The 23,991-nt window shown below is 45.0% G+C and carries 21 protein-coding genes and 2 pseudogenes; 16 read left to right on the top strand and 7 right to left on the bottom strand.

Features of this window, described 5'->3' with window-relative positions; all coding sequences use genetic code 11:
• The first annotated feature begins 641 nt into the window (after nt 1-641).
• Complete coding sequence (locus A8L45_RS18815; protein WP_139122418.1) at nt 642-1,805, top strand: hypothetical protein; 1,164 nt, start codon at nt 642-644, stop codon at nt 1,803-1,805.
• 473 nt (nt 1,806-2,278) lie between these two features.
• On the opposite strand, the gene A8L45_RS18810 is transcribed toward A8L45_RS18815, so the two are convergent.
• The 4 genes from A8L45_RS18810 to A8L45_RS18795 form a co-directional block, all read right to left on the bottom strand.
• Nucleotides 2,279-2,776 (bottom strand): ASCH domain-containing protein, encoded by a 498-nt coding sequence (locus A8L45_RS18810; protein ID WP_068904897.1) that lies wholly within the window; start codon nt 2,774-2,776, stop codon nt 2,279-2,281.
• A 174-nt stretch (nt 2,777-2,950) separates the two neighbouring features.
• A complete protein-coding gene (locus A8L45_RS18805) occupies nt 2,951-4,516 on the bottom strand; it encodes a gamma-glutamyltransferase family protein (protein ID WP_068904896.1) in 1,566 nt (521 codons plus the stop codon).
• A gap of 100 nt (nt 4,517-4,616) precedes the next feature.
• Nucleotides 4,617-4,910 (bottom strand): putative quinol monooxygenase, encoded by a 294-nt coding sequence (locus A8L45_RS18800; RefSeq protein ID WP_139122417.1) that lies wholly within the window; start codon nt 4,908-4,910, stop codon nt 4,617-4,619.
• A 16-nt stretch (nt 4,911-4,926) separates the two neighbouring features.
• Nucleotides 4,927-5,820 carry a DapH/DapD/GlmU-related protein gene (locus tag A8L45_RS18795; protein ID WP_390335705.1) on the bottom strand — a complete coding sequence of 298 codons (894 nt, stop codon included), beginning with the start codon at nt 5,818-5,820 and terminating at the stop codon, nt 4,927-4,929.
• Between the two features lie 224 nt (nt 5,821-6,044).
• Between A8L45_RS18795 and A8L45_RS18790 the strand changes: the two genes are divergently transcribed.
• The 5 genes and pseudogenes from A8L45_RS18790 (at nt 6,045) to A8L45_RS18770 (ending at nt 9,439) form a co-directional block, all read left to right on the top strand.
• Nucleotides 6,045-6,629 carry a GNAT family N-acetyltransferase gene (locus tag A8L45_RS18790; protein ID WP_068904894.1) on the top strand — a complete coding sequence of 195 codons (585 nt, stop codon included), beginning with the start codon at nt 6,045-6,047 and terminating at the stop codon, nt 6,627-6,629.
• Nucleotides 6,629-6,994: a VOC family protein gene (locus tag A8L45_RS18785; RefSeq protein WP_068904893.1), complete on the top strand. Its 366-nt coding sequence runs from the start codon at nt 6,629-6,631 to the stop codon at nt 6,992-6,994. Before A8L45_RS18790 ends, A8L45_RS18785 begins: the two co-directional genes overlap by 1 nt.
• Nucleotides 6,995-7,039: 45 nt before the next feature.
• A pseudogene (locus A8L45_RS18780) lies at nt 7,040-7,506 on the top strand (OsmC family protein).
• A gap of 239 nt (nt 7,507-7,745) precedes the next feature.
• Nucleotides 7,746-8,201 carry a hypothetical protein gene (locus A8L45_RS18775; RefSeq protein ID WP_068904892.1) on the top strand — a complete coding sequence of 152 codons (456 nt, stop codon included), beginning with the start codon at nt 7,746-7,748 and terminating at the stop codon, nt 8,199-8,201.
• Between the two features lie 488 nt (nt 8,202-8,689).
• Nucleotides 8,690-9,439, top strand: coding sequence for a class I SAM-dependent methyltransferase (locus tag A8L45_RS18770; RefSeq protein ID WP_068904891.1), 750 nt, complete (start codon nt 8,690-8,692; stop codon nt 9,437-9,439).
• Between the two features lie 121 nt (nt 9,440-9,560).
• On the opposite strand, the gene A8L45_RS18765 is transcribed toward A8L45_RS18770, so the two are convergent.
• Together A8L45_RS18765 and A8L45_RS24660 are read right to left on the bottom strand one after the other, a co-directional pair.
• Complete coding sequence (locus A8L45_RS18765; RefSeq protein ID WP_390335708.1) at nt 9,561-9,770, bottom strand: DUF6434 domain-containing protein; 210 nt, start codon at nt 9,768-9,770, stop codon at nt 9,561-9,563.
• 38 nt (nt 9,771-9,808) lie between these two features.
• Nucleotides 9,809-10,261, bottom strand: a complete 453-nt coding sequence (locus A8L45_RS24660; RefSeq protein ID WP_068904889.1) for a helix-turn-helix domain-containing protein — start codon at nt 10,259-10,261, stop codon at nt 9,809-9,811.
• 650 nt (nt 10,262-10,911) lie between these two features.
• On the opposite strand from A8L45_RS24660, the gene A8L45_RS18755 reads away from it, so the two are divergent.
• From A8L45_RS18755 to A8L45_RS18745, 3 genes are read left to right on the top strand one after another with little or no spacing between them, the layout of a single operon-like run.
• Nucleotides 10,912-12,255 carry a glycosyltransferase family 2 protein gene (locus A8L45_RS18755; protein ID WP_068904888.1) on the top strand — a complete coding sequence of 448 codons (1,344 nt, stop codon included), beginning with the start codon at nt 10,912-10,914 and terminating at the stop codon, nt 12,253-12,255.
• Nucleotides 12,256-12,265: 10 nt separating this feature from the next.
• Nucleotides 12,266-13,351 (top strand): acyltransferase, encoded by a 1,086-nt coding sequence (locus A8L45_RS18750; RefSeq protein WP_175402024.1) that lies wholly within the window; start codon nt 12,266-12,268, stop codon nt 13,349-13,351.
• A gap of 1 nt (nt 13,352) precedes the next feature.
• The gene (locus A8L45_RS18745; protein ID WP_068904886.1) at nt 13,353-14,477 is read left to right on the top strand and encodes a glycoside hydrolase family 18 protein; all 1,125 of its coding nucleotides are present in this window, start codon (nt 13,353-13,355) and stop codon (nt 14,475-14,477) included.
• A 21-nt stretch (nt 14,478-14,498) separates the two neighbouring features.
• On the opposite strand, the gene A8L45_RS18740 is transcribed toward A8L45_RS18745, so the two are convergent.
• Nucleotides 14,499-15,356, bottom strand: a complete 858-nt coding sequence (locus A8L45_RS18740; protein WP_068904885.1) for a LysR family transcriptional regulator — start codon at nt 15,354-15,356, stop codon at nt 14,499-14,501.
• Nucleotides 15,357-15,469: 113 nt separating this feature from the next.
• Here A8L45_RS18740 and A8L45_RS18735 point away from each other — a divergent pair.
• The 7 genes and pseudogenes from A8L45_RS18735 to A8L45_RS18705 form a co-directional block, all read left to right on the top strand.
• Nucleotides 15,470-16,723, top strand: a pseudogene (locus tag A8L45_RS18735) (adenylosuccinate synthase); the annotation flags it as partial.
• Between the two features lie 250 nt (nt 16,724-16,973).
• Nucleotides 16,974-17,414 carry a bifunctional diaminohydroxyphosphoribosylaminopyrimidine deaminase/5-amino-6-(5-phosphoribosylamino)uracil reductase RibD gene (locus A8L45_RS18730; protein WP_068904884.1) on the top strand — a complete coding sequence of 147 codons (441 nt, stop codon included), beginning with the start codon at nt 16,974-16,976 and terminating at the stop codon, nt 17,412-17,414.
• Between the two features lie 37 nt (nt 17,415-17,451).
• Nucleotides 17,452-18,144, top strand: a complete 693-nt coding sequence (locus tag A8L45_RS18725; protein WP_175402023.1) for a GNAT family N-acetyltransferase — start codon at nt 17,452-17,454, stop codon at nt 18,142-18,144.
• A gap of 44 nt (nt 18,145-18,188) precedes the next feature.
• Entirely contained in the window at nt 18,189-18,731 is a 543-nt protein-coding gene (locus A8L45_RS18720; RefSeq protein ID WP_068904883.1) for a GNAT family N-acetyltransferase, read from the top strand.
• Nucleotides 18,732-19,182: 451 nt separating this feature from the next.
• Complete coding sequence (locus A8L45_RS18715; RefSeq protein WP_068904882.1) at nt 19,183-19,965, top strand: cyclase family protein; 783 nt, start codon at nt 19,183-19,185, stop codon at nt 19,963-19,965.
• Between the two features lie 301 nt (nt 19,966-20,266).
• A complete protein-coding gene (locus tag A8L45_RS18710) occupies nt 20,267-22,501 on the top strand; it encodes a thiamine pyrophosphate-dependent enzyme (RefSeq protein ID WP_068904881.1) in 2,235 nt (744 codons plus the stop codon).
• 9 nt (nt 22,502-22,510) lie between these two features.
• Entirely contained in the window at nt 22,511-23,986 is a 1,476-nt protein-coding gene (locus A8L45_RS18705; protein WP_068904880.1) for an indolepyruvate oxidoreductase subunit beta family protein, read from the top strand.
• Nucleotides 23,987-23,991: the final 5 nt, after the last annotated feature.

Here is a 23,991-nt window from a genome sequence, read left to right as displayed (position 1 = left end):
CCCCTTTCTGGTTAGCCAAACTCAATTACTCTATGGTTATAAATTTGGATTTTATGTTTCCTTCAAAAATCCCCTCCAAAACCCCTCAAAAACTTTCCCTACAAAACGAGAGTGGAACTAGGATTGTGTCAACTTACTGAGTACCCCAATCCCCGAACTATTCAAAATGAAGACGCTCCTCGTCGACACCCAACAGCTTCTGTTCATTTTTGGTCTGCCATGGCTCCTTTTTTTCGTCGTTAACTGAGAAAATGATGATATTAATTACTTTAACCCGCTGTTTATATTCCAGTTATTTATGCTTGATGAATTCACCAAACGGCAATAGGTCAATATGCCGTTTCTGAGCGGGGCAAAGATATAGTTAACCCGTCAGGTACGGTCGAGATGATGAAAAGGATAGAGGTTTGGGTTCAGGTAACTTTGATCAATTTAATGAACAGATAATATTGATAAGAAAATTGAATAATTTTTCATATATTTATAGTCAATTTTTATGACTTGTTTCATTGGTGATATCTTAAATTTCATTTCATTTATTTCTTCTCTCTACATACCTTTCTGTCTCTGTTGAACTATTTGTTGCCTTGGTTTTTTCCTATTCTTTATGCATAAAAATAGTCAGTCAGTGGGGTGGGAATATGTCTAATCGAGATCCGGTTATCCAACCAGCTTATAGCACTACACCTGTTAACCATATCTCTGAACATAGCAATGAAGATGCGACGCCATTGGGTAAAAATCAAGGTCAACCTAATGCTGTTCGTGACGCTTGTCCTATATATGGTCCGCACCAATCTCGTATGAGCAACAGAGAGGTACATCACAGACACAGTACCTCGGATGGCTCTCATGATACAGATGGAAGCAATCATGGGTGTATGCCCCCTGAAAGGAGAGATTCTCAGCCAGGAGCAGCGGTTCCGAGTGGATCCGGGCAGGATGGAGCTATACCAGCGGTAGCCGCAGTTTCAGGCAAACCGACGGAGAGCGGTGTTAAAGCCCCGGAGCCCGCAGTGCCGGGCAGACCTGAAGAAAAAATGAAAATGGGTTCTCTTAACAACCCCTACGAATTTGGTAAGGGGGTACTCGCAGGGAGCCACGCGCCTTTAGTATCCGACGACAATCCGTATGTTTTTGCTAAGGATAGAGAAAATAATATATATATGCTGCATATAAAAAACAGAAAGGGAGATGAAAAAAGTTGGACGAATCCTTGGGTGAAAGTTCCTGAGTCAGCACTGCAACCCAGCGCGGGATCAATTGCGCCTCCCACCATACCGAACCCACCTGCTACGGGGAATCAGCCTGCAACTCCCACCGCACCGGGCTCATTTGCTACGAGGAGTCAGCCGGCAACTCCCACCGCACCGGACTCACCTGCCGCGGTGAACAGACAGCAGGAGCAAGAAATCAATAAAATAAGACAGATTTACGATCAAGGTGGGTTTGGGCTTGATGCTGATAAGCGGAAACAGCTTTCAACAGCAGCATTAATTGGAGCATGGGTACAATATAAACAAGAAGCAATGGCATCTAATACGTTGAATAACGTTGAAGGTAAGGAAATACTGCAACGTGTGCAGACTATCGAGGATGAACATGCGAAGGCAAAAGAAGAAGGTGACGACTCTAAAATAGAGGCTCTTGATAGAGAATTTCTTCAGCTTATTGAAGAAACTGCTGGCGACTTACCACCGCGGGTAGAGCAACTGAATGAGATTTTCCTAAATCAAATACTATTTAGTTTTTGGAACCAATCCCAGTCTTCGAACGCCTCGCCACAACAAAACCCAGAAAGTTAAGATGAAATGATTGAGGAGAGCTTATACGGTGCCAGGTCAATATATCAATCGCTAATGAACAGGGCTTCCTACGAGCCACTGTCATACATTGTGACATTTTCACTGCTTAAAAAGTCGATGCAATCACTGTCCAGAGGGCTGATGAATCGAACCAGATACCGTCTTCATTCTTCAAGCTGGTCTACAACACCAAAGGCGAGAGGTTGGCGTTCATCATGAAGCAGTGCAGTGGGCAGGGTAATGACTACTGTGCGAAGCAGACAACGATGAGTATCAAACAACTCTAGACATTAAAGAGAGCAATGGCGGTTAGAAGTGATGGTACCCAATAGCACCACTCACATGACGACTCTCGAAAGGTCGCCAGGTTATCGAGAGCGATCGAAAATTGCCGACCCTGTCGGAATGTATAAAGGTGTAAATGATGCTGGAAAAAAGGGTTTACCATGCATACAAGTCTGAAAAGGGAGCGTTCATATATTCTTAGCGGGAGTACTTTTCGATACCTTTGGATAGACAACACTGAAATGCTCCAACACTAACGGCATATTCTCCGTCGGCTTGATCCCCAGTTCTTCACATTCCCGGCTGAAAAATCGCCAATGCGCCCTCTGCCACCAAGCGAGAGTCTTGTCTCCTTCGCCCTCTTTGGCAGCGAACTCTGCTGTTACTTTGTTAAATGGACAGGTACTGACCGAGGTGATCTCTATAATACAAACAGGTTGTCCTTCCCAGTTTGTTACGACCTGAAGGTGTCCTGCTGTTGGCATTAGCTCGCCCATATTGCGGTACCAATATTCCAAACTACAGGATGCTCGTTTTTCCCCCTTTAGAATGAGTTCTGCACAGAGGTTGGCATTGTGTTCATCAGCACAAAAATAGTCTGCGCTGAACGAGGTATATTGTTCTGCAATATCATGGGGTAATGAACGTAAGTATTCATTTAAGTAAGATTGACTTCTTTCTTCCATTATTCTGACTGCTTAAAAATCTCATGAATAAACAATGTAGAAATGCGGAGATAATGCAAATGCATTCCGAAATTGTTGGGTTATTTATGCCTGATGAAATGGGAGCATTGCGCTATCAATGCTCCTATGTGCGTCGTGAGTAGGGTGTTTGTTTACGTTTTATCTTCGTGTGGACTAAAACCCTGTCGCTAATCCCTCTTTACGATGGTCAGAGCCAGCCACATAGCCGTCCGGTGTTTTTAAAATCAGCTGTGCGCCACCATAGAGTGCAATCTGATCATCAAAAACAACCTTATGACCTTTCTGTTCCAGCTCGTGGGCAACCTGCTCAGAAAAACCGGGCTCCAGCCTGACAGTAAAGTCTTCATCGAGATACCATCTTGGCGCATCACTCGCCGCTTGTGGATTTTGACCATGGTCGAAGATTCGCTGAACCATCTGCACATGTCCTTGTGCCTGCATTGGGCCACCCATCACACCGAAACTGAGTGCAGGCTGTCCCTTGTGGGTCACGAATCCCGGAATAATGGTATGAAAAGGACGCTTGCCCGGCCCAACGCAGTTTGGATGTGCCGGGTCAGTTGAGAAGCCAAAACCACGGTTTTGCATCGTAATACCCGTTCCGGGGATCACAATGCCCGACCCAAAGCCGAGGTAATTAGACTGAATAAATGACACCATCATCCCATCTTTATCCGCAACACTCAGATAGACAGTATCTTTACTGACAGGCAGTGAGACGGGCGGAAGAGGGGAGGCGGTATGCGTTATGTTTGATGCCGCATTTGCCAGTAATTCAGCATTGAGCAGATCCTCTGGGGCAACGCGCATGGCGTCAATATCTGTGAGATGTTCGTAAACAGTAGTGAGCCCGGTCTTCATCGCTTCTATCTGCTGATGGACGCTCTCAGTGCTATCGACATCAGCCTTGGGAAATTGTTCGAGAATACCGAGTGTAATTTGCGCCGCAAGGCCTTGTCCGTTGGGCGGGATCTCGTGGATCACCACATCGCGATAGGACTGTTCAACAAGCTCGACCCACTCCGATTGGTGGGCGGCTAAATCGCTGGCGCGAAGAGAACCGCCGCCAGAGATAGATGCCTGTTCAATTTTTTTAGCGAGCTCCCCACGGTAAAATGATTCACCTCGGGTAGCGGCGATATCTTTCAGTGTTTTTGCCGCATCAGGGCGAAAGAAACGTGTACCTGTCTTGGGGACGGGGAGGAAATGTTCGACAAAATCAGGGAAGTCTTTAAAGGTTTCTGCTGAGCGCCGCCAGTGTTCTGAGGTAACAGGGCCGACCTGAAAACCGTTTTCTGCATAATGAATTGCGGCTTCAAATAAGGTTTCAAACGGCATGCTGCCATAACGCTCAGACATGGCCACCCATGAGCTGACCGAACCCGGTACCGTGACGCTGTCCCACCCATGGAGCGGCATCTCGTTTTGCCCTGCAAACTTTTCCGGTGTCCAGGCCTGAGGTGAGCGACCTGACCCATTAAGCCCGGTCAGCGATTCTCCGTCCCAAATGATAGCGAACGAGTCACTTCCAATACCGTTACTGCATGGTTCAACAATGGTCAGAGTGATGGCCGCTGCCAGTGCTGCGTCTACTGCATTGCCTCCCCGACGCAGCATATCCATGCCAGCTTGCGCCGCCAGCGGCTGCGAAGTGGCGAGCACATTATCAGCGCAGACAGGAGCGCGCTGTGAGGGATAAGGTTGTGACGGGTTAATCATAATCAAACATCCTTGTCGTTGTTGTCATCCCATGGCCAAACATGCAATAGGCCACGTTGTGCAGCGTTAAGTCACAGCGCATCAGGTCTGGCAATCGTCTTTATTCTCCGGTCTGGAGAGGAGGGGTTACGGTGTAATGACGAGAAGCATTTGCCGTTATCTTACCCCAGTGCGATGCTTTGACTCGTCGTTGGTGAGCCTCAAAAGCAGACTGGCCACAGAATACTTCATAAACATCAAATCTATGTGGATCATTATTGCACTGTGTGACCTCAAACTTTAGACATCCGCTTTCCTGACGTGTTAACAGCTTATGGTTGATCAGCTCCTCTGTGACTGCCTCTAGGTCTGCGTCAGGGATCTGAATAAACCCAGTCAGCGTGACTGTTTTCACTGAGTGTCTCCTCGGGTCAGTCATTATTGTGTAAGGCGGTGTTGAGGCCACCCCAGACCTTTGAGTCAGTTGGCAATACCTCTACCTGACCAGACTGGCTGTTTCGGCGGAATAACAGATTTGGTCTACCCGATAACTGACGCGCTGAGACGATTTCACCGTCTGGCGTTTTAACCTTGGTACCCGCAGTGACATAGAGCCCTGCCTCTACAATAGAGTCGTCTCCCAGTGAAATACCAATTCCTGCGTTTGCTCCCAATAGGGCACGTTCGCCAATAGTATTAATTTGTTTTCCGCCGCCAGACAGTGTCCCCATGATTGAAGAGCCAGCACCGATATCTGAATTATTTCCGACAACCACCCCTGGAGTGACTCGCCCTTCCACCATAGAATGGCCCAAGGTACCGGCGTTAAAGTTGACAAACCCTTCATGCATGACCGTTGTGCCATCTGCCAGATGCGCTCCGAGACGAACTCGGTCAGCGTCGCCGATGCGAACACTTGCCTGGACGACGTAATCGGTCATTCGGGGAAATTTATCAATCGATGTGACCTGCAGGTGAACGTATTCATCAGCCAGCAGGCCTCTGAGTGTGGCTACATTTTCTGGAAGGCAGGGGCCAGCGTTGGTCCATGCAATATTGGGAAGAAGTCCAAAGATATTTTCTAAGTTGATTTCGTTTGGCTTTACGCTTCTCTCAGACAGCAAGTGTAACCTAAGGTAAGCATCCTCGGTTGACTGCGGTGCTTGAGCGGGATCAATGGTGATGTCATATGCCTCGCCCTTAATCATGCCTACTTTCTCTGCCAGACATCCGCGCTTTATGTCTTCTTGTCCAACGGGGAACCAAGTGTCCAGTGTTTTACCTGATGCAACATCTATGTATCTGTGTCCCTTTCTTACTATCACGCTTGTCTCCTTTTGCGTTTTCTGAGCTTCTGTCAAAGGCCGATGTTTTCATATTTTTTGCAGTAAATTGAGTCTTGATACTATCAAGATGCGTGAGGATGACACGCGGCAAAGTTGAAGAGTCACTCTCAAAATGACGGTTTAGTGGAGGGGGGATCTCGTTGCTTCTCGCAGTAAGCTGCACAATGGCCAGTAAGAAATAAACGTTAGAGGAGACAATCGGTGTGAAAGTCCCAGAAAACTATATCGTAAACACCCAGCGTTGCCGCTTGCGCATTGTATCTTTGGCAGATACACCCCACATACTTTCAGCCAGCCGTTATGAGGGATTTAATGATGGCATGCAGTGGGAGCCACCGGAGACAGAGAGAGAACTTGAAGCACCTTTTTATAGCAATATTGAGAGGTGGAAACTTGGGACGTCTTACTCCTTCACGATCGAGAATAAACCGGAAGGAAGGTTTGTTGGTCGTATTGCGATCAGACAAACTGAAAAAACGGACATATGGGACATTGGTTACTGGACGCACCCAGAAAAACAGGGCTACGGCTATATGAAAGAAGCCATTTCAGGTGTTCTGACATTTGGATTTACAGTATTAAAAGCTGTACGGATAGAGGCTGGCTATGCAAGGTGGAATACTGCCAGTGAGCGGGTTCTTATCAAAAACGGTTTTACCTTTGTTCAGCATTTCCCCGAGGGATTCAAAAAACGTGGTGTTTGGGTGCCAGTGAACCAGATGGCGATAAACGACAGCACCTGGCGTAAAGCGGCCTCACATAACAACGACATGGAGATCAGTCGGTAATGATCATAGGTATTAATCACGTACAGGTGACTATTCCCAAAGGCGCAGAAGTTCAGGCGCGACAATTCTATGGTGTAATACTTGGACTTACCGAGTTGGAAAAACCAGAATCGCTGAAGAAAAATGGCGGTTTGTGGTTCGCGCTCGGTAACTTGCAGGTTCATCTAGGATGTGAGGACAATGCACACCGTCAACAGTCAAAGGCTCATATCGCTTATCAGGTATCAGATATTCAATGGTGGCGCAGCAGGTTTGCTCAATATGGTGTGCCAGTGAAAGAAAACATACCTGTACCGGGATTTGACCGATTTGATATTCGGGACCCATTTGGAAACCGACTTGAATTTATGCAGGCGGTTCAGTGAGCCTTTGAGCGAGGCTTGAGTAGATTTTTTTGGTAGGAGCATAATGTGTCTGAACACGTTGCAAAAATAGAGTGGCACAGAGGGTGAGTGACGATTTTTCTAATAATACATTCAGTCGTGCTCATCGCTGGCACTTTGATGGCGGAACGATTATTGATGCATCTCCCTCTCCTTATATCGTTCCTCTCCCTTTATCCGTTGAGGCGTTTGTCGATCCAGAAGAAGCGTTTATTGCATCGTTATCCAGTTGCCATATGTTGACCTTCTTGACCATTGCTGCCAAGCGAAAGTATACCGTGGATAGTTATATTGATAATGCGGTTGGTTTACTTGATAGCAAAGAAATGGGTAAAAAATGGGTATCCCGGGTGACACTGTATCCTGAAGTAACGTTTTCTGGTTCTCATCAGCCATCTTTTGAGCAGAATAAAAAACTGCACCAACTCGCCCATCAACATTGTTTTATCGCTAATTCAGTTTTGACTGACATTGTCATAAAGCCAGTTTTTTAGCCTGAGACCCTAATTTTCTCTACTCGAAATCATATTTATCTTTCGGAATGTCAAATATTAGAGTAATTAGCAAAAAAATATTTGCTAGCTTTGTTCTGTAGTGACGAATTTTGTCGCAAAGACGATTAGTTACCGTACTTTTCCAGCTGACAGGGATTTGTCAGATGCTGTTTGCTGTCAGACAAAAGCGATACTCGCTTTGCTGATAGTAGTCTTTAAAAATAGAACAAGGGAATGTCATGATTGATAGAATCAATGTATTAATTACTCTGCCGCGCACAATAATCGTATACTGGGCTGGTTTTTGGCTATTGAATGGTCTGGATAAGTTTTTAAACAGAACTCAAATAGGTGTGTTCACCTGGCATGGTAAAGACAGAAAGGAACAATTTGGCAATTACTTTGCGAATTGTAATTTTCCAGAGCATTGGATCACCCCCTTGTTACATGGTATTGGTATATGGGAGATTTTTATCTCAATACCACTGTGGTTAGCAGCTTGGTTTCATAACAAAAATGAATTTACGTTCACTAAATGGTACAGCTTCGGGATGACTATGGGCGCTATCACGTTTGTACTGTTCTCCATGGGCGATGTCATTCTTGGCGATCGTGCCGAGTTACTCGAGCATGGCACTTATCTCATTCTCGTTTGCGTTTCGTATCAATATTTAAAAGTGAAAGACTGGGCGTAATAAACGATAAACCTGACCTCATTAACTGCGCCTATTGTTTTAATATGTATTTTATAGGTGTTAACAGAGAATGAGGTCAGCAAATTTTATTATTTTTCACAGCGCTCACCCGATAATATATAAAAAATCACTTTATTAGTTATACCTCAATGTTTAAGTATGGCTGTTATTATTAATTCACCCACACGACCACTCCTTTGATTTGTTTTTTTTACACCTTATGTGTTAAAGCGGAAATCATTATACGACTCACCCTCGAAATATAATAAATAAGTACTAACTCAAGAAACTTACATTTATTCGCTATTTATAGATATTGTTCGCATTCTGTTTCTACTAGTCTTCCCATAACTAAGTAACTAAAATAGTCTTATTTTTCCGTGCTTTACGTTGATTAGCCTTATCAATCGTAATGTATGAAAAATTGACTCATACTTTTTAGGCATGGGTAAGGTATTTCACATGTATTTTTATCCGGGAGTTAACCTTTGCAGGATTTATCTGAATTTTTTTGTGGTGATGATTACGACTGTGAATACTCACATCTCTACGAGGCAGATATCGCTTTAATTCAACGTTATATCGATAAAAGCGGTGCCAAGCGCTTACTCGATCTTTGCTGTGGTACAGGTATTGTGACTGTGCCTTTGGCAGAAAAACTTACGTTTACCACTGGCGTAGATATTCAGCCGCAGATGCTGGCAACAGCTATCAGAAAGGCTCGCCATCTTGATAATATCGAGTTTATTGAAGCGGATGCGACGCGTTTTGTTGCCGATGAACCTTATGATATTGCGGTAATGACTGGAAATGCGTTTCAGACCTTTCTTGATGATCCGTTGCTTGAATCTGTTTTGAGTAACCTTTCACGGCAACTGGTATCTGGTGCATATTTTATTTTTGATACCCGTTTACCGATTGGAAGTAATCTGACTCTGGATGCGGATTGGGGAGAAACAGGCAGCTATACCGATCCTCAAGGCCGCCATGTCAGACGCTTTTACAAACGTGTCCGATATGATGAACAGCGCAATATCATTTATTTCGAAAAGAAACGTGAATACCCGGACGGTAGTCAGTTTTTCTCCAGTATAGACCTCAAGTACCGCCCGCTTGAGACTATAATCGCTATGCTGGACGAGGCTGGTTTTGATGTCGAAGCGCGTTTTAGCAACTGGGAGGCAGATCCTCTGCAGCCAGACTCAAAAGGTATGGTTTGCGTCGCACGGAAGCGCTGAATCGGTTGCTTTCAGCTCACTGTATTTCCTGATCCACTGATTCCTAATCAGTAAAACAACGGCAGGCTGTCTGCCGTTTTCTCATTTATCTTTCGTTTTTTTAAAGTGATGCAATAGGTCATTACTTTTTGTACTGCTGACACCAATGCTCGGCAGCCTCTCCCATGGTGAGGCCTTGTGATTGTTTCATCCATGCCATAAACGCTCGGTTAAACCGGAAGCTCTCTCCGCATACTGAAATGAAATAACGCCTAACATTCTGGGTATTGCGATAATGGCTCGTGATGATCGTCTGCGCGTTTATGTCGTCTTTGTGCCAATCAAATTTCATTATTCCGCCTCTTGGTCTGAATACTGTCGTTGGTCGCCCTACTTAGCCTGGTTAGCAAACAGTTCGCTGATGAGTACTCCATTAATTTTCAGGCCGGAAATGTCAGCATTAGTGATCTCTACATTTGCCAGACTGACATTGTGGAATTTGGCATTGGACAAACGGATGTTGTTAAAGTGGCTCGCATGCAGGTTCACATTGCTGAATGCAGCCTCAGCAAGATTGACATTACTGAAGGTAAAGTTTGATAAGTCTTGATCGTCAAACTCCCTTTTTTTGGCTGATGCCGGAGGTATGTGAGCGTTGTCAGTCAGCTCGGAAAGAGGATTCTCTAATACGGCAGCCAGAGCTTGTTGTGATTCGAGCGAACAACTACCGTCTGTTTCTATTCGCTGTATGGTTCTCAGACCAAGTCCTGATACTGATGCCAGTTGCTCTTGTGACCAACCCCGCCCTAATCTTTTTTCTCTGATGGTGCGACCGTTTAACATTATTCATCCTCCTCTACCCAGACACGCTAAAGATGCAGGACTCTGGTTGTCTGGGTGTACGCATTAGTTTTCTCACATATTCAGCGAGTGTAAGGTATTTATATGCTGTGAAAAACGCCGTTTTCCCGCCGCGACCCGCCAATTATCCGCCACTGATTGATGATAATCGATAGATATTTTGCTGCGTAATCTTTTTAAACTGTTGAATAGATGAAAACTGAAACTGGCAGACCCCGTCTAAGATGTGATCAATCAACGGGAGCGATTAGCTCAATTTTCCTCAGCCGCTGATTCATTTTCTTTCATCTAACCACGATATGTTTTTGGTAAACGAGAAAAAAGTGAAAGTAAGTTACAGAAATGTTTTTATTGTGACAATAAATATTGCATTTAGTGATGATTATTGGAATTAATGAAAATAACGATAATGTGAATTACATAATATTTTTGATTCTTATCGTGATAAATGAATATGTAAATACTCATTAAGAACCCGAGCTGATCTTTTAATTGATAAGAATCACGATTAGATGCAAAAATAATCATATTGATTAGTAGTAATATTACATAATTATGATAAAAAAAAGATCTCTACGTCATCATTTATAGATTTTAATATCTTGATTAAACAATAATTCCAAGGAAATTAAATGTTAACCTTATCAATAGTAATATTTATATTATTTATAATATTTCAGACAATTTATGTTTCAATGGCTATTTTTTCAAATAAAATAAGAAAAAAGCCGTGTCGCCTTTCTGAAGAAAAAGGTATGTCCATTCTTGTCCCTGCTTATAATGAAGAGTTAGTTCTTAAAAATTGTATTGTAGCGATTGATTCTCTCGAATATAAAAATCGTGAAACTATTATAATTAATGATGGATCAACCGATTCAACAATGGAGCTATTGACCGAATATCTTGATTTAGAGCTTTCACAACTTAATATTAGAAATAAGCTTAAATATAAGGCGATAAAAGCTGTTTACCGCTCTAAAACACATAAAAATATTTATGTTATTGATAAATACAATGGCGGAAAGGCTGATGCATTGAATGCCGGTATTGATAATGCAAATCATGAGTTAATAGTGACTATTGATGCAGACAGTATGCTAGACAAGTCCTCTCTGAGCTTTATTAACGAGTCATTTATAGACGATAGTGTTATTGCTGCAGGGGGTACTGTTCATATTGCACAGGGCATGAGAAAAGAAAATGAAGTATTGAGACCTACCTTCTCTATCAAAGGAATCATTCGGTATCAGGTCCTTCAGTACTTATATGGTTTTTTCGTACAAAAATCGGCCCAGTCAAAAATGGGCTCCATGCTTGTCATTGCCGGTGCATTCGGAGTATTTAAACGTGACATTCTTTTTTCTATTGATGGTTATCGAAGTACCGTTGGAGAGGATATGGATATCACTCTGAAGGCCCAGCGTTACATCAAGCAACAGAAATCTGAAGGTAAGCAAGCACATATGGTATATATTCCAGAAGCATGCTGCTATACCGAATGCCCAGAAGATTTTAAAAACTTGCTCACTCAGCGATTGCGCTGGCAAAAGGCATTTATTGACTGTGCTCTGGTATATTGGGATGGATTTTTGAATGTATTCAGTAAACGTGTTGCGGCATATTTTCTTCTTGATTCATTACTACTCGGTACCCTCGTCGCTTTTACCAACCTTTTTGTATTTTTATCACTTATTTTTACCGAGCAGTCCTTTGCATATACGCTCGCTGCTATTATGTTAGGAACATCATTATTCTTTTCATCCTTACAAAATATTATTGCTTTGGTAAAGAGTAGAGAAACAGGATTCCGATACTCTCGGTTGGATTACCTTCGAATTATTGCATTTTTTCCCGTAGATCTACTTTTCTTTCGCTTAATAAGTAGCTTGTTTGTTATAGGCGGAACTATTTCTTACTTCTTTGGAAAAAGTAAATGGGGTAAACCACAACGCAAAGGCGAAATATCGATAGTATAGAGGTATGAAAGTGAATAATACGACATATATTAATCGGGTATTCTTTTTAGATTTACTCCGCACCATCGCAATACTTGGTGTCATTGCTATTCATATAACAGGTTACTTTGTCACTAATTATCAAACATATGAGGGAGTAACATGGTGGTTTGCTAATGTCCTTAACTCAACATCAAGATTTGCGATTCCAATCTTCTTGATGCTTAGCGGAGCACTGCTATTGAATGGAAAGTTAGATGAAGATCCGTTGACGGTTGCAAAGCGACGAATAATAAAGCTTGGTATCCCCTTTATCATTTGGTCAATTATTTACACGCTCTATAAATATCTGATGTTTGAGACTCAGTCCTTGTCTGTAATAGATCTTGCTAAGAAGGCTATAGTCGAGTTTGCTTCTAACGATGTTTATAGTCATTTGTGGTTTATGTACGTCATCACTGCGATATACCTCGTTTCTCCCTTTATACATCGCGCAGTGTACGGGGCTCAGGAGATGGAAATTCGTTATTTGCTGATATTGTGGTTTGTCGTGACCGTATGTCTTTTTACTATTCAGCAGGTTTATGCACACTTCAATAATGGCTTTCGCTATCCATTGGTGAATATTGATATCCCCATTGCGGCCGAGCATACCGGTTACTTTATTCTGGGGTACTACCTCTATCGCTTTGATATGCCATCTCAATGGCGAAACGTATTTTATTGGATGGGAGGTTTAAGCCTTTTAGTAACCCCGCTGGCGACATTTTTGATGACTGTAGATGCTGGCCAGCTGGTCGAGAGTTTCTACCATCCTTTCGCAATTACAAACTTGTTCACTTCAACGGCTCTATTTTTGGTTTGTAAGCATCGTTCGTGGGAGGGACTGCCAGATAAACTTCGCGTATTGATTGTTTCCATCAGTGCAGCCACATTTGGTATCTATTTTATTCATATGATTGTGCAGGATTTGGTCATGCGCCACATGGATTTCGGGCAGAGTATTACCTTGGTCAGTCGAATAGTGGTCGATTCGCTACTCGTGCTGGTGGTGAGTTTTGTCATCATAAAACTCTTTAATCTTCATCAAAGAGTTGCGCGATATCTTGGGGCATAAAATGACAAGAGTATATTTAATTATATTAATACTGAGCTTTATCCCTTTTAGTCACGCCAAGGAAAAAAAGATCATCAGCGCCTATCTCCCTCTTTGGAAAGTCTGGGCTGCTGATGATGTTCCAGGGCATTTAGTGACACATATCAAACTGGCCTTTGCCCGTATTTCAGACAAGGGTGAAGCAGAAATCGATGATAATGAGCGATATCAGACACAAATGCTTCAGGCTCTCCGTCTGAAGCAACTTTACCCGCATATTAAGCTGATCCTGTCAGTGGGTGGGGGAGAAGCTGATGGATTTTCCGATATGGGACTGACAACGGAAAGCCGTCAACAGTTTATTGAAAGCCTGACCACAATGATTGGTACATATCAACTCGATGGAATAGACATTGATTGGGAGTATCCGGGTCATAACGGCTGGGGGAAAAAAGTGGCCCGCAGTGAGGACAAGAAAAATTTTACCGCGTTGATGGCTGATATTAGGTTAGCGTTCGATGAGCTGGAAAAGACGACGGGTAAATATTATCAACTATCCTATGCCGCCGGCACACAAATATGGTCTTATCAGCATACCGAGGTGGATAAGATCAGTCAGTATGTCGATCATATAAATATCATGGGATATGATTTCTTTGGCCCCTGGGGGCAGATTGGTGCCCATCACGCTAACCTTTTCGCCAACCGCGATAATCCAATTAATCCGGCGATCAGTGTTGATCAGGCTGTCTCAGCATATCTTGCAATGGGAGTGCCCTCCGATAAGTTGGTATTGGGTATTCCTTTTTATGGTTACAGTTGGACGGACAGCCAAAAAAAGCAGCGGGGTCTTTTTCAGCCATTTGAAAACCCAATCCCAGAAGCGATTGAATACAAAGATCTCGTTCGGCGTTATAGCCAGAAAAAAGGCTTCTCGCTTCGCTGGGATGATGATGCCAAGGCAGATTATCTTTTTGATGGTAAAACATTTATCACATTTGATGGAGCGAGAGCAGTAACGGAAAAAGGACGATATGTTAAACGACGAAATCTTGCCGGTGCCATGGTCTGGGAGTTAACTCAGGATCACGGTCAAGACTTGCTATCCGCGCTCCACTCTGCACTCACCCCTGAGTTTACCAGATAAGATCGCAAGCATTTGGCAGCACTAAAAATCATCATGAGAGCCTTCAATCCAGCTCAACAGTTGTTTGGCAGCTTTCGACAGTACTTGATTTTGCCTGAGGATGTAGCCAAATTCAGTCGATGGAAAGTCTGGTAAAGGGGTCACTGTTTGCTGCAGCATTCGGTTGGGTCGTAAAGTAAATGTGGGCAGAATAGCAGTGCCAAACCCTGCTTCTGCCCAATCTATCTGTGCATCGACACTACCGACTTCCATCACTCTATAATCTTTTAGCCCGAGTTTGGGCAGCGCCTGATCCATCAGTCGTCTGGTACGTGTATCGTCACCCAGAAGAATTAATGTCAGCCCTTTTTCTGTCTTCTTTTCAAATGGGTTTTCGCCTAACGCACACCACTTGATGTCTGCTAACTGCGAGTAATGGAGTGAAGGTAGGGGCTTGTGATCGATAACAAAGCCAATATCTGCCTGCGCGCTTTTCACTCTCTCGGCGGCCTGATCCGATGTGGTGTTGTACAGGAATAAATCGATACCCGGAAAACGGTCTTTGAACCGTTGGCAGGGTGTGATCAGAAATGCGCGTGAAACAATATCACTGGCGGCAATAGAGACAGTGCCAAGTTCCAGATCGTTTATGGCATTAAGATCCGACTGGCAAACTTGAAGTTCGTTAAGTATCGAGGTGGCGGTTTGTAAAAGACGCAAACCTGCTTGTGTCAGCTGGAAGGGATTTCGTTCTATCAGGCGCGATCGTGTTGCGGTTTCAAGTTGTTTGATGTGCAGACTCACATTGGGCTGGGTCATATGAAGTGCGTCGGCGGTTTTGCCAAAATGTCTGACTTCCGCCAGGGTGACAAAGGTTTTTAGCCAGTTTGAATCAAGCATAAAAGCCATTTCCCATATGAAATAATTATCAAACCAATTAAAACAATTAATTTCTATTATGTTAAGCCCCGGCTTACTCTTTGTGGGTCACTTTTTAACGTCGGGAAAAAATCATGTCATCAATCGTTGTGGTAGGCGCGAACTGGGGAGACGAGGGTAAAGGTCGTCTCGTTGATTATCTGGCAGAATCTGCCTCAGCAAGTATCCGTTTTCAGGGCGGTAACAACGCCGGGCATACGGTAGTAAATCAACACGGCACGTTTAAGCTCCACCAGTTACCCAGCGGCATATTTAATCCTGACTGTCTTGCTGTGCTTGGTCCGGGAATGGTGATCAGCCCACAGGCACTGAGTGAAGAGCTGGCTGAAGTTAATGCTGCAGGTGTCACAGTTAATCTGTGTATTTCCGACCGAGCCACACTGTGCCTACCTCTGCATGCTGTTGAAGATATCTCAGAAGAGCAGCGTTTGGGTGATTTTGCCTATGGCTCAACCCGTCAGGGGATTGCGCCAGCCTACGGTGACAGAGTCATGAAAAAGGGGATTCTGGTTGGCTGGCTGAAACAGCCTGAGGTGCTGCGCGAGCGCCTTCAATTCTGGTTAGATTGGAAACTGCCCCAGCTAAAAGGACTTTACCCTGATATCAAGATGGACCAAACAGCAGATCAACTGGCGGACTGGTTGTTAACCATTTCTGCACCGTGGCGTGACGCAATTTGCGACGTCACTCAACCTCTGAATCATATCCAGAAAAACGGTCAGACGCTGCTATTTGAAGCACAGTTGGGTGCCGGGAGAGATGTTACTTATGGAGAATATCCATGGACCACCTCTTCTCATGTGGTATCTGCCTATGCGGGCATTGGCAGTGGTTTACCTGCGCTAAGTCCCGAGCGCGTTATCGCTGTCGCCAAAGCGTTCAGTTCATCAGTAGGCAAGGGAACACTGGTCACCGCAATGGAAGAGCAAGATGCATTCCGCGAGGCTTCTAATGAGTATGGCGCGGTAACGGGCAGGCCAAGAGACATGGGATACTTTGATGTCGTCGCCACCCGAAATGGTGTCTCACTGCAAGCAGCGACAGAAATTGCCCTGACAAAACTTGATTGCCTCTCAGGGCTTAGCGGTCTGAAGATCTGTGTCGAATATCAAGGTGAACACAGCGATAATCCAATCTGGCCACAAACTGAAAGTCTCCAACCTGTCTATGAGGAAATGGATGGTTGGGATGAGGATATAACGGGTTGTCGATGCTTTGAGGATCTGCCACAAGCCGCTCAGCAGTATGTGATAAGAATTGAGAATTTGCTTGGTGTCCCTGTCACCATGGTATCCGTTGGTCCTGAGCGTGAACAAATGATCATCCGCGAATTTCCTGATTTCATCTTCCTCCTCGCGTTGGAACGAAATCTACTCCTTGTGATGGCAGCCTGCTCTGCCATCAATGTTGTATCAGCACGACCTCCCACCTGTCTCCTTGGGAGGTCGTGATGTCCGTCGAGAAGACGTGACCATGGCTTGAAGTGCTTCACATCCGGCAGGATTTCCTTTTGTTCGCCTAATCGTTTTCAAATTAACATCACCTCACCAATCAATAGATGTGTAGACAGTAGTGATCATGAACCAGCCTCTGAATGAGACCCAATTTATGCTTCGCGCATTAGCCGTCTCAAAAAATGCGCTTCCGGCGTGCAGGCCAAATCCTCCGGTAGGCTGTGTGTTGGTGAGGGACGGCAGTATTGTCTCTGCAGGGCATACTCAAAAGATTGGTGGAAATCATGCTGAGGTGGAGGCGCTTAACGGTTTTGAGGGAGACAAAACTGAGGTGACAGCGTATGTGACGTTGGAGCCTTGCTCATTTGTTGGCAGAACGCCTGCCTGTGCGCGGACTTTAGTAGAGTCAGGCATTAAACGGGTCGTAGTTGCGATGCTGGATCCTGATCCAAGAAACAGTGGCAGAGGGATCGCCATTTTGCGCGATGCAGGTGTCCGTGTTGATGTCGGTCTTTGCCAACATCAAGTCAGCGAGTTTCTCCTCCCTTATCTGGGCCAGTCATAACGCTTGCTTTGCCTCTTATCTCGACAAGGACGTTACCATGAGTACATTTCATCAAGAGTGGTATTCACATTACTTTTCTTCTGTCCCAATCATCGAATCTGCTGAACTTAGCGTTTTTCCATCGGATAACGATAAGCTGGCGGTGTTGTCATTGTCACATGGCAGAACACTGGCGTGTTTGCCGAAAGAGCAGCTTCAGAAGATAGATGTACATGGTCACAGTAACCTGACTGTCGCGGCTTTCAGAGAAAAACTCAACAAAGCAGAGATATTTTTATACAAGCCAGACTACGTTTATAAAGCTGCTGACTCACTCAAGACAGTGGGTATTCAGGACAACATGTCTTGTCGCGCTTTGACAGAAGACGACGAAGCATTGTTCAGCAGATTTTGCTCAGAGATCAGTGAAGATGACTTGGATAACGCTTGGGTGGAGTTAGATCACTGGGCAGTTTACGGACTGTTTTTGGACGATGAGTTAGCGGTCGCGAGCAGTCTCTATCCGTTTCGTGATTCGAAACTGGCGGACCTTGATATAGTGACGACGCCGATCCAGCGCAGGAAAGGTTTAGCAAAAATTCTGGTGAGCTATGCCAATCAGCAAATGCGGGAAAAAGGCTACCTTCTGCAATATCGTTCGCAGATAGACAATATGGAATCTATTGCTCTGGCTGAATCTTTAGGTCTGGAGCTGGTGGGACAGTATGAGGGCCAAAAAGTAGTTGATTAACCAGAGATTGATGAAAAAGATGTGATCAAGAGAAGGAATAAAGCTTGGTAAAAAAAGAAAAGGTGACCATTCGACCAGCTCACACTTCAGAGGCAAGGGCAGTTTACGACCTATTGACCACAGACGAGAAATGGACTGAATTTAACGGCCCGTATCTCGGCTATGAACGGCCGGAGTTTGATCCGTGGCGAAATGACTGGTTCAAAAGTATGTGCGAAGGAAGACGAGTGAGGGCTATCGATTTTCAAGGGCGTATTGTTGGGGCGGTAAGCTGGTATTGGGAGTGTGAAGAGACCCGCTGGCTTGAAGCAGGCATTGTGATTTACGATAGTGGTCTTTGGAGTAAAGGTATCGGCCGACAGGCACTTGTAGACTGGGTGAGCCACATTTTTGATGGTGAAGAAGTGGCAAGGGTGGGGCTTACTACATGGTCTGGTAATCCACGTATGATAAAAAGCGCCCAAGCCATAGGTTTTACCATTGAGGGAGTGATCCGAAAAGTTCGCTACTACCGGGGAGAATATTATGACTCGGTTAAGTTAGGCGTATTAAAAGAAGAGTGGCAATCTTTGTGTCAAAATCAGTGATATTCCCAAGTGTTATGCTGTCAGCATTACAATGACAATAGAACTGAGTCTACTAAACCAATGCAGCACGTAAGTCAGCTTAGTCATTCACTGATGTAAAGATGACTACTTTTTAGTGGTCATTTTTTTAAATTAAAAGTTAGAATATTTTCAATATAATAACGCCATCATTTAATTTCCAACCCTTATCAATAATCATTTTTATTTTTTAATAACTGATTCCTGCATCTTTTGGATATCCATTTCAAAAATTGGATAGCACAATTAAACCGCCAAAGTACATTTATATATCTAGGTGCAGAGTAGTTTGACGATGTAAAAATATATTTCTCTAGACGTATTACCGAAATATTTATTTCAACTGCACCTTTCAAATGGCCTGCTCGATATCAACAACAGCCGAGTGGCTTGATAATAGATGGAAAGCAATTATGTCCAGAAGGAGAACGTCATGACGCAAACAGCGATGTCAGCATTTGCAGCTACACTCAAGAGCGGCGGCATAAAAGTTGTTGATTTAACTCAAACTTTGAATGAAGAATTTCCCTCGCTACAACTACCCGAAGAATTTGGTCAGGTTTGGGCATTTAAAAGAGAGAAGATCTCTCAATATGATGAGAACGGCCCCGGCTGGTATTGGAACAACTTTAGCTGTGGTGAGCATACAGGTACCCATTTTGATGCGCCTGCACACTGGATAAGCGGCAAAGACCATCCTAACAACACCGTTGACTGTATTCCCGTTGAAAATTTTGTTGCACCTGCGGTTGTCGTTGACGCCAGTAGTGAGGTGGCAGAGGATTCGGACTGGATACTCACCATTGATTTTCTGCAATCATGGGAGAGCGAACACGGCATGATTCCAGAGGGAGCTTGGGTGCTCTTCCGGACCGACTGGTCCAAACGTATTTCAGATCCGGCAGCATTTGTGAACATGAAAGAAGATGGCACTCATACTCCGGGGCCCAATCAGGAGGCTGTCGAGTGGATGATTAAAGAGAGGAATGTGTTGGGATTTGGCGTCGAGACTATTAATACGGATGCTGGTCAATCGTTTGGCTGGTCCATGCCTTTGCCTTGCCATACTTTGATGCACGGTGCCAATAAATACGGCTTACAGTGCCTTAAAAACTTAGATTTGTTACCACCGACAGGCGCAACAATTATCGCAGCCCCACTTAAAATTGAAGGTGGATCTGGCAGCCCGTTACGTGTGTTGGCATTGGTTGAATAGTCATTTTTTTGCTTTTTTAAAATATTAACCATTTTATTTTTCCACACTACCAATATCGATTGTTTGGTAGTGTTTTTTTTGATTATAAAAAAATATTAAAAATTCATTTTTATATGTTATAAATATTTATATTTATTTTTATCTGATGAGTTACATCCCTCAATTATATCTTATCCACTCTCTGCATCCTTTATCCATTATTAGCATCTAATAGATTTTAGCACTCTTATTTCCATTGAAGATTAAACACTATTTATTTGTAATAGATATTAATCGGTCAATAGGGAAGTCGAGGAAGAATATGGCAGAACGTTCTTTTGTCAATGAAATGGGTAAACTCCGTTTAGGAAAAGGAGACACCTTTAACGGTGAAGGAATTCTTGCGGTCACAAAAGCATTACTCGAATCTGGCGTCAATTATGTGGGCGGATATCAAGGCTCACCTATCTCACATTTATTAGACGTGTTGGCCGATGCACAGGAAATTCTCGCCGAATACGGTGTGCGTTTCGAAAACAGCGCCAGTGAAGCAACGGCGGCGGCCACATTGTCTGCGTCAGTGAACTACCCCTTGAGAGGAGCAATCACGTTTAAATCCACCGTTGGCACCAATGTTGCGAGTGACGCACTGGCTAATTTGGCCTCAGGCGGTGTTACCGGCGGTGCAATGATCATCGTTGGTGAGGACTATGGCGAGGGTTCATCGATTATGCAGGAGCGAAGCCATGCATTTGCAATGAAATCTCAAATTTGGTTGCTGGATCCACGACCCAATCTTCCGTGTATTGTCGATGCCGTCAAAAAGGGTTTCGAGCTATCTGAAGCCAGCAATACACCCGTTATGCTGCAAATCGGTATCCGTTCTTGCCATCTCCACGGCCAGTTTGAAACCTCTGACAATGTCAGGGCTGCATTCACTACCAAAGACGCCATTGATAACCCTTACCGTGATGTGGACAGAATTGTCTTGCCGCCGGCCAGTTTCCTTCATGAAAAAGAAAAGATTGCCAAGCGTTGGCCAGCTGCGGTTGATTTCATCAAAGAAAACAAAATGAACGAGTTTTTCTCTGCCGATAAGAAAAACGTGGGTCTAATCCTACAAGGCGGGTGCTATAACAATGTGGTCAGAGCGCTGGAAAAATTAGGCGTCAGCGACATTTTCGGTCAGTCAGATATCCCGCTTTACGTTCTCAATGTCACTTATCCGCTTATTGACGATGAGCTGGAGCAATTCTGTCAGGACAAAAATGCTGTGCTGGTTATAGAGCAGGGACAGCCCAATTTTATCGAACAGAACATTGCCAGCATTTTTAATCACCAGAAGATCACCACAAAACTCCACGGCAAGAACCATCTCCCACTGGCTGGGGAATATGATGCGAGAACGCTGGTAAAAGGAATCTCTTCTTTCCTCAAGCAATATGACATTGAACATGACTGTGCCGAATCACCCGCCTCACAGGCTATACCCGTTCTTGAACTCCGCTCGACAGAAGAGAAAAGCGAGGATAGCAAAGCGGATGTAGCAGAGGGTGTACAAATAGCAGAAGTCGAAGAAATAGAAGAACTGGCACCGCTCAACACGCTGGTTAATCCACGTCCACCGGGATTTTGTACCGGATGCCCTGAAAGACCTATCTTTACCGCGCTGAAGTTGTTGGAAAAAGAGACGGGCGAACAGCACCACGTCAGTGCCGACATTGGTTGTCACCTGTTTTCGATACTCCCACCCTTCAATATCGGTAACACCACCATGGGGTATGGACTGGGTGGGGCGGGGGTATCTGCGTTCCATACTGAGTCCTCCAAACGGGCTATCGCTATCATGGGAGATGGCGGCTTCTGGCATAACGGCCTCACCAGCGGTATTGCAAATGCCGTGTTTAACAAAAGCGATCACGTCACTGTGGTGATTGATAACCGCTATACTGCTGCGACTGGCGGTCAGGACATCCTTTCATCAACAGCACTAAACGACACCCGAAGCACCGGCCACGACATTGAAAATGCGGCCAAAGGGGTCGGAGTCAAATGGGTTAAAACCGTCGACCATACCTACGACTTAAAGAGAATGGTCAGTACCTTACGCGAGGCGCTGACTACCCAAGAAACGGGCCCTAAGGTTGTTGTTGCGCAGAGCGAATGCATGCTCAACAAGCAACGCCGAATCAAGCGTAACGTCAGAAAAGCCTTGAAAAATGGGCAACGTAATGTCAGAGAGCGTTTCGGCATCGATCATGACACCTGTACTGGCGACCATTCATGTATTCGTTTGTCGGGTTGCCCGTCGTTAAGTATCAAACCGAATCCGGACCCCCTGCGACAAGATCCCGTAGCCAGCGTGCTTAACAGCTGCGTGGGATGTGGCTTGTGCGGCGAGGTTTCACACGCAGCGGTACTTTGCCCTTCTTTTTACAAAGCCAGAATTGTTACTCACCCCACCCGTTTTGAGCGGTTTGTTCATCGCCTGCAGACCAAAGTTATCAGTTGGCTGCAAGACATCTATCACCGCAAGACACAACAGCAAATGGCGTGAGGACAGGTCATGAATCCGAAAAAACCAATCAAAATAGCAATTTTAGCGATGGGAGGCGAGGGCGGTGGCGTGTTGGCTGACTGGATCGTTCACCTTGCAGAGGCGAACGACTATATCGCTCAGACAACCTCTGTACCGGGAGTTGCTCAGCGAACCGGTGCAACTATTTACTACGTTGAGATGTTTTCCAAGCAGGTTGCCAAGGAACATAACGGCGCTCCCGTGCTGGCTTTGATGCCGATTCCTGAAGATGTCGACATTGTGTTGACTTCTGAGCTGATGGAGGCGGGACGTGCAATTCAACGTGGCCTGGTCACATCAGAACAGACACTGCTAATTACCTCAACTCACCGGGTGTACTCCTATCAGGAGCGAGCATCAATGGGCGATGGCCGTGTGGATACCGCTTCACTGATTGCCCATGCCAAGAAGTCCTCCAAGCGTCTTATCCATTTTGACATGGCACAGGTTGCCGCTCAAAACAAGAGCGTGATCAGCTCAGCCTTATTTGGTGCCCTCAGCGAGTCGGGCGTACTTCCGTTCTCAAGGGAGCAATTTGAGCAAACTATTGTTCGCGGTGGGATCGGTGTAAAAGAAAGTTTGGCGGCCTTTGATGCTGCCTGTGTCAAAGTCACCCAAGCGTCCGAACCGGATGACATGGCCTCAGACGCCTCAGACGCCTCAGACGTATCCACGATCCATAGGTTGGCGACCGAGTTTCCTGACCCGTGCCAAATCACCATTTCTCACGGTATTCGCCGCCTGATGGATTATCAGGACAGTCGCTACGCTGAGCAGTATGTCGAGATGCTTAAAGACATCGACCTCAATGATCACCCGCAACTGCTTGACACCGTCGCCCGTCACCTTGCGCTGTGGCTTAGCTTTGAGGATGTAATGCGCGTTGCTGATCTAAAAGTCAGATCGTCCCGGTTTCAGCGTGTGCAGGAGGAGGTCGGTGTAGGAAACAGTCAGTTACTGCATATCGAGGAGTTTCTGCATCCCGGTGTCGATGAGATCTGTGATTCTCTTCCTGCTGGCCTTGGCCGTTGGATCAAAGGCTCGGCCTCATTATCCCGGTTTATCAGCAGACGAACGCAGGACGGGAAAAAAGTCCGTACCAGTTCTCTGTCCGGCTTCTTACTCATGTACCTGCTGGCAAGCTGGCGCACCTATCGCCGAGTCACGCTGAGGTACAAAAATGAACACCGCGAAATCGCCAGTTGGCTGGCACGGATCAAGCAGTCAGCCAGCACCAACCCCGCCATATCAAGAGAAATTGCTCTTTGTCAGCGTCTCGTCAAAGGCTATGGCGAAACCCATAAACGAGGGATGCGTAACTTTACCCAGTTGATGTCTATTGCAGACCGTCATGCTGCGGTGATCACGCCAAGCATTTTAAAAGAATTCCGTGAGGCAGCTTTAGCGGATGAGCACGGCAACAGCTTCCGTGAGTTGCAGGAACATTATTCACTGAATGCATAGGGACC

Origin of the sequence: Veronia pacifica, assembly GCF_001707825.1 — a bacterium.
Classification (GTDB): domain Bacteria; phylum Pseudomonadota; class Gammaproteobacteria; order Enterobacterales; family Vibrionaceae; genus Veronia; species Veronia pacifica.
This window is presented reverse-complemented; position numbering and strand designations above follow the sequence as displayed.

Coding starts and splice junctions, on each gene's coding strand:
- A8L45_RS18815 (WP_139122418.1), top strand. CDS start 642: ATGTCTAATCGAGATCCGGTTATCCAACCAGCTTATAGCACTACACCT.
- A8L45_RS18810 (WP_068904897.1), bottom strand. CDS start 2,776: ATGGAAGAAAGAAGTCAATCTTACTTAAATGAATACTTACGTTCATTA.
- A8L45_RS18805 (WP_068904896.1), bottom strand. CDS start 4,516: ATGATTAACCCGTCACAACCTTATCCCTCACAGCGCGCTCCTGTCTGC.
- A8L45_RS18785 (WP_068904893.1), top strand. CDS start 6,629: ATGATCATAGGTATTAATCACGTACAGGTGACTATTCCCAAAGGCGCA.
- A8L45_RS18775 (WP_068904892.1), top strand. CDS start 7,746: ATGATTGATAGAATCAATGTATTAATTACTCTGCCGCGCACAATAATC.
- A8L45_RS18765 (WP_390335708.1), bottom strand. CDS start 9,770: ATGAAATTTGATTGGCACAAAGACGACATAAACGCGCAGACGATCATC.
- A8L45_RS24660 (WP_068904889.1), bottom strand. CDS start 10,261: ATGTTAAACGGTCGCACCATCAGAGAAAAAAGATTAGGGCGGGGTTGG.
- A8L45_RS18755 (WP_068904888.1), top strand. CDS start 10,912: ATGTTAACCTTATCAATAGTAATATTTATATTATTTATAATATTTCAG.
- A8L45_RS18745 (WP_068904886.1), top strand. CDS start 13,353: ATGACAAGAGTATATTTAATTATATTAATACTGAGCTTTATCCCTTTT.
- A8L45_RS18740 (WP_068904885.1), bottom strand. CDS start 15,356: ATGCTTGATTCAAACTGGCTAAAAACCTTTGTCACCCTGGCGGAAGTC.
- A8L45_RS18730 (WP_068904884.1), top strand. CDS start 16,974: ATGAACCAGCCTCTGAATGAGACCCAATTTATGCTTCGCGCATTAGCC.
- A8L45_RS18725 (WP_175402023.1), top strand. CDS start 17,452: ATGAGTACATTTCATCAAGAGTGGTATTCACATTACTTTTCTTCTGTC.
- A8L45_RS18715 (WP_068904882.1), top strand. CDS start 19,183: ATGACGCAAACAGCGATGTCAGCATTTGCAGCTACACTCAAGAGCGGC.
- A8L45_RS18710 (WP_068904881.1), top strand. CDS start 20,267: ATGGCAGAACGTTCTTTTGTCAATGAAATGGGTAAACTCCGTTTAGGA.
- A8L45_RS18705 (WP_068904880.1), top strand. CDS start 22,511: ATGAATCCGAAAAAACCAATCAAAATAGCAATTTTAGCGATGGGAGGC.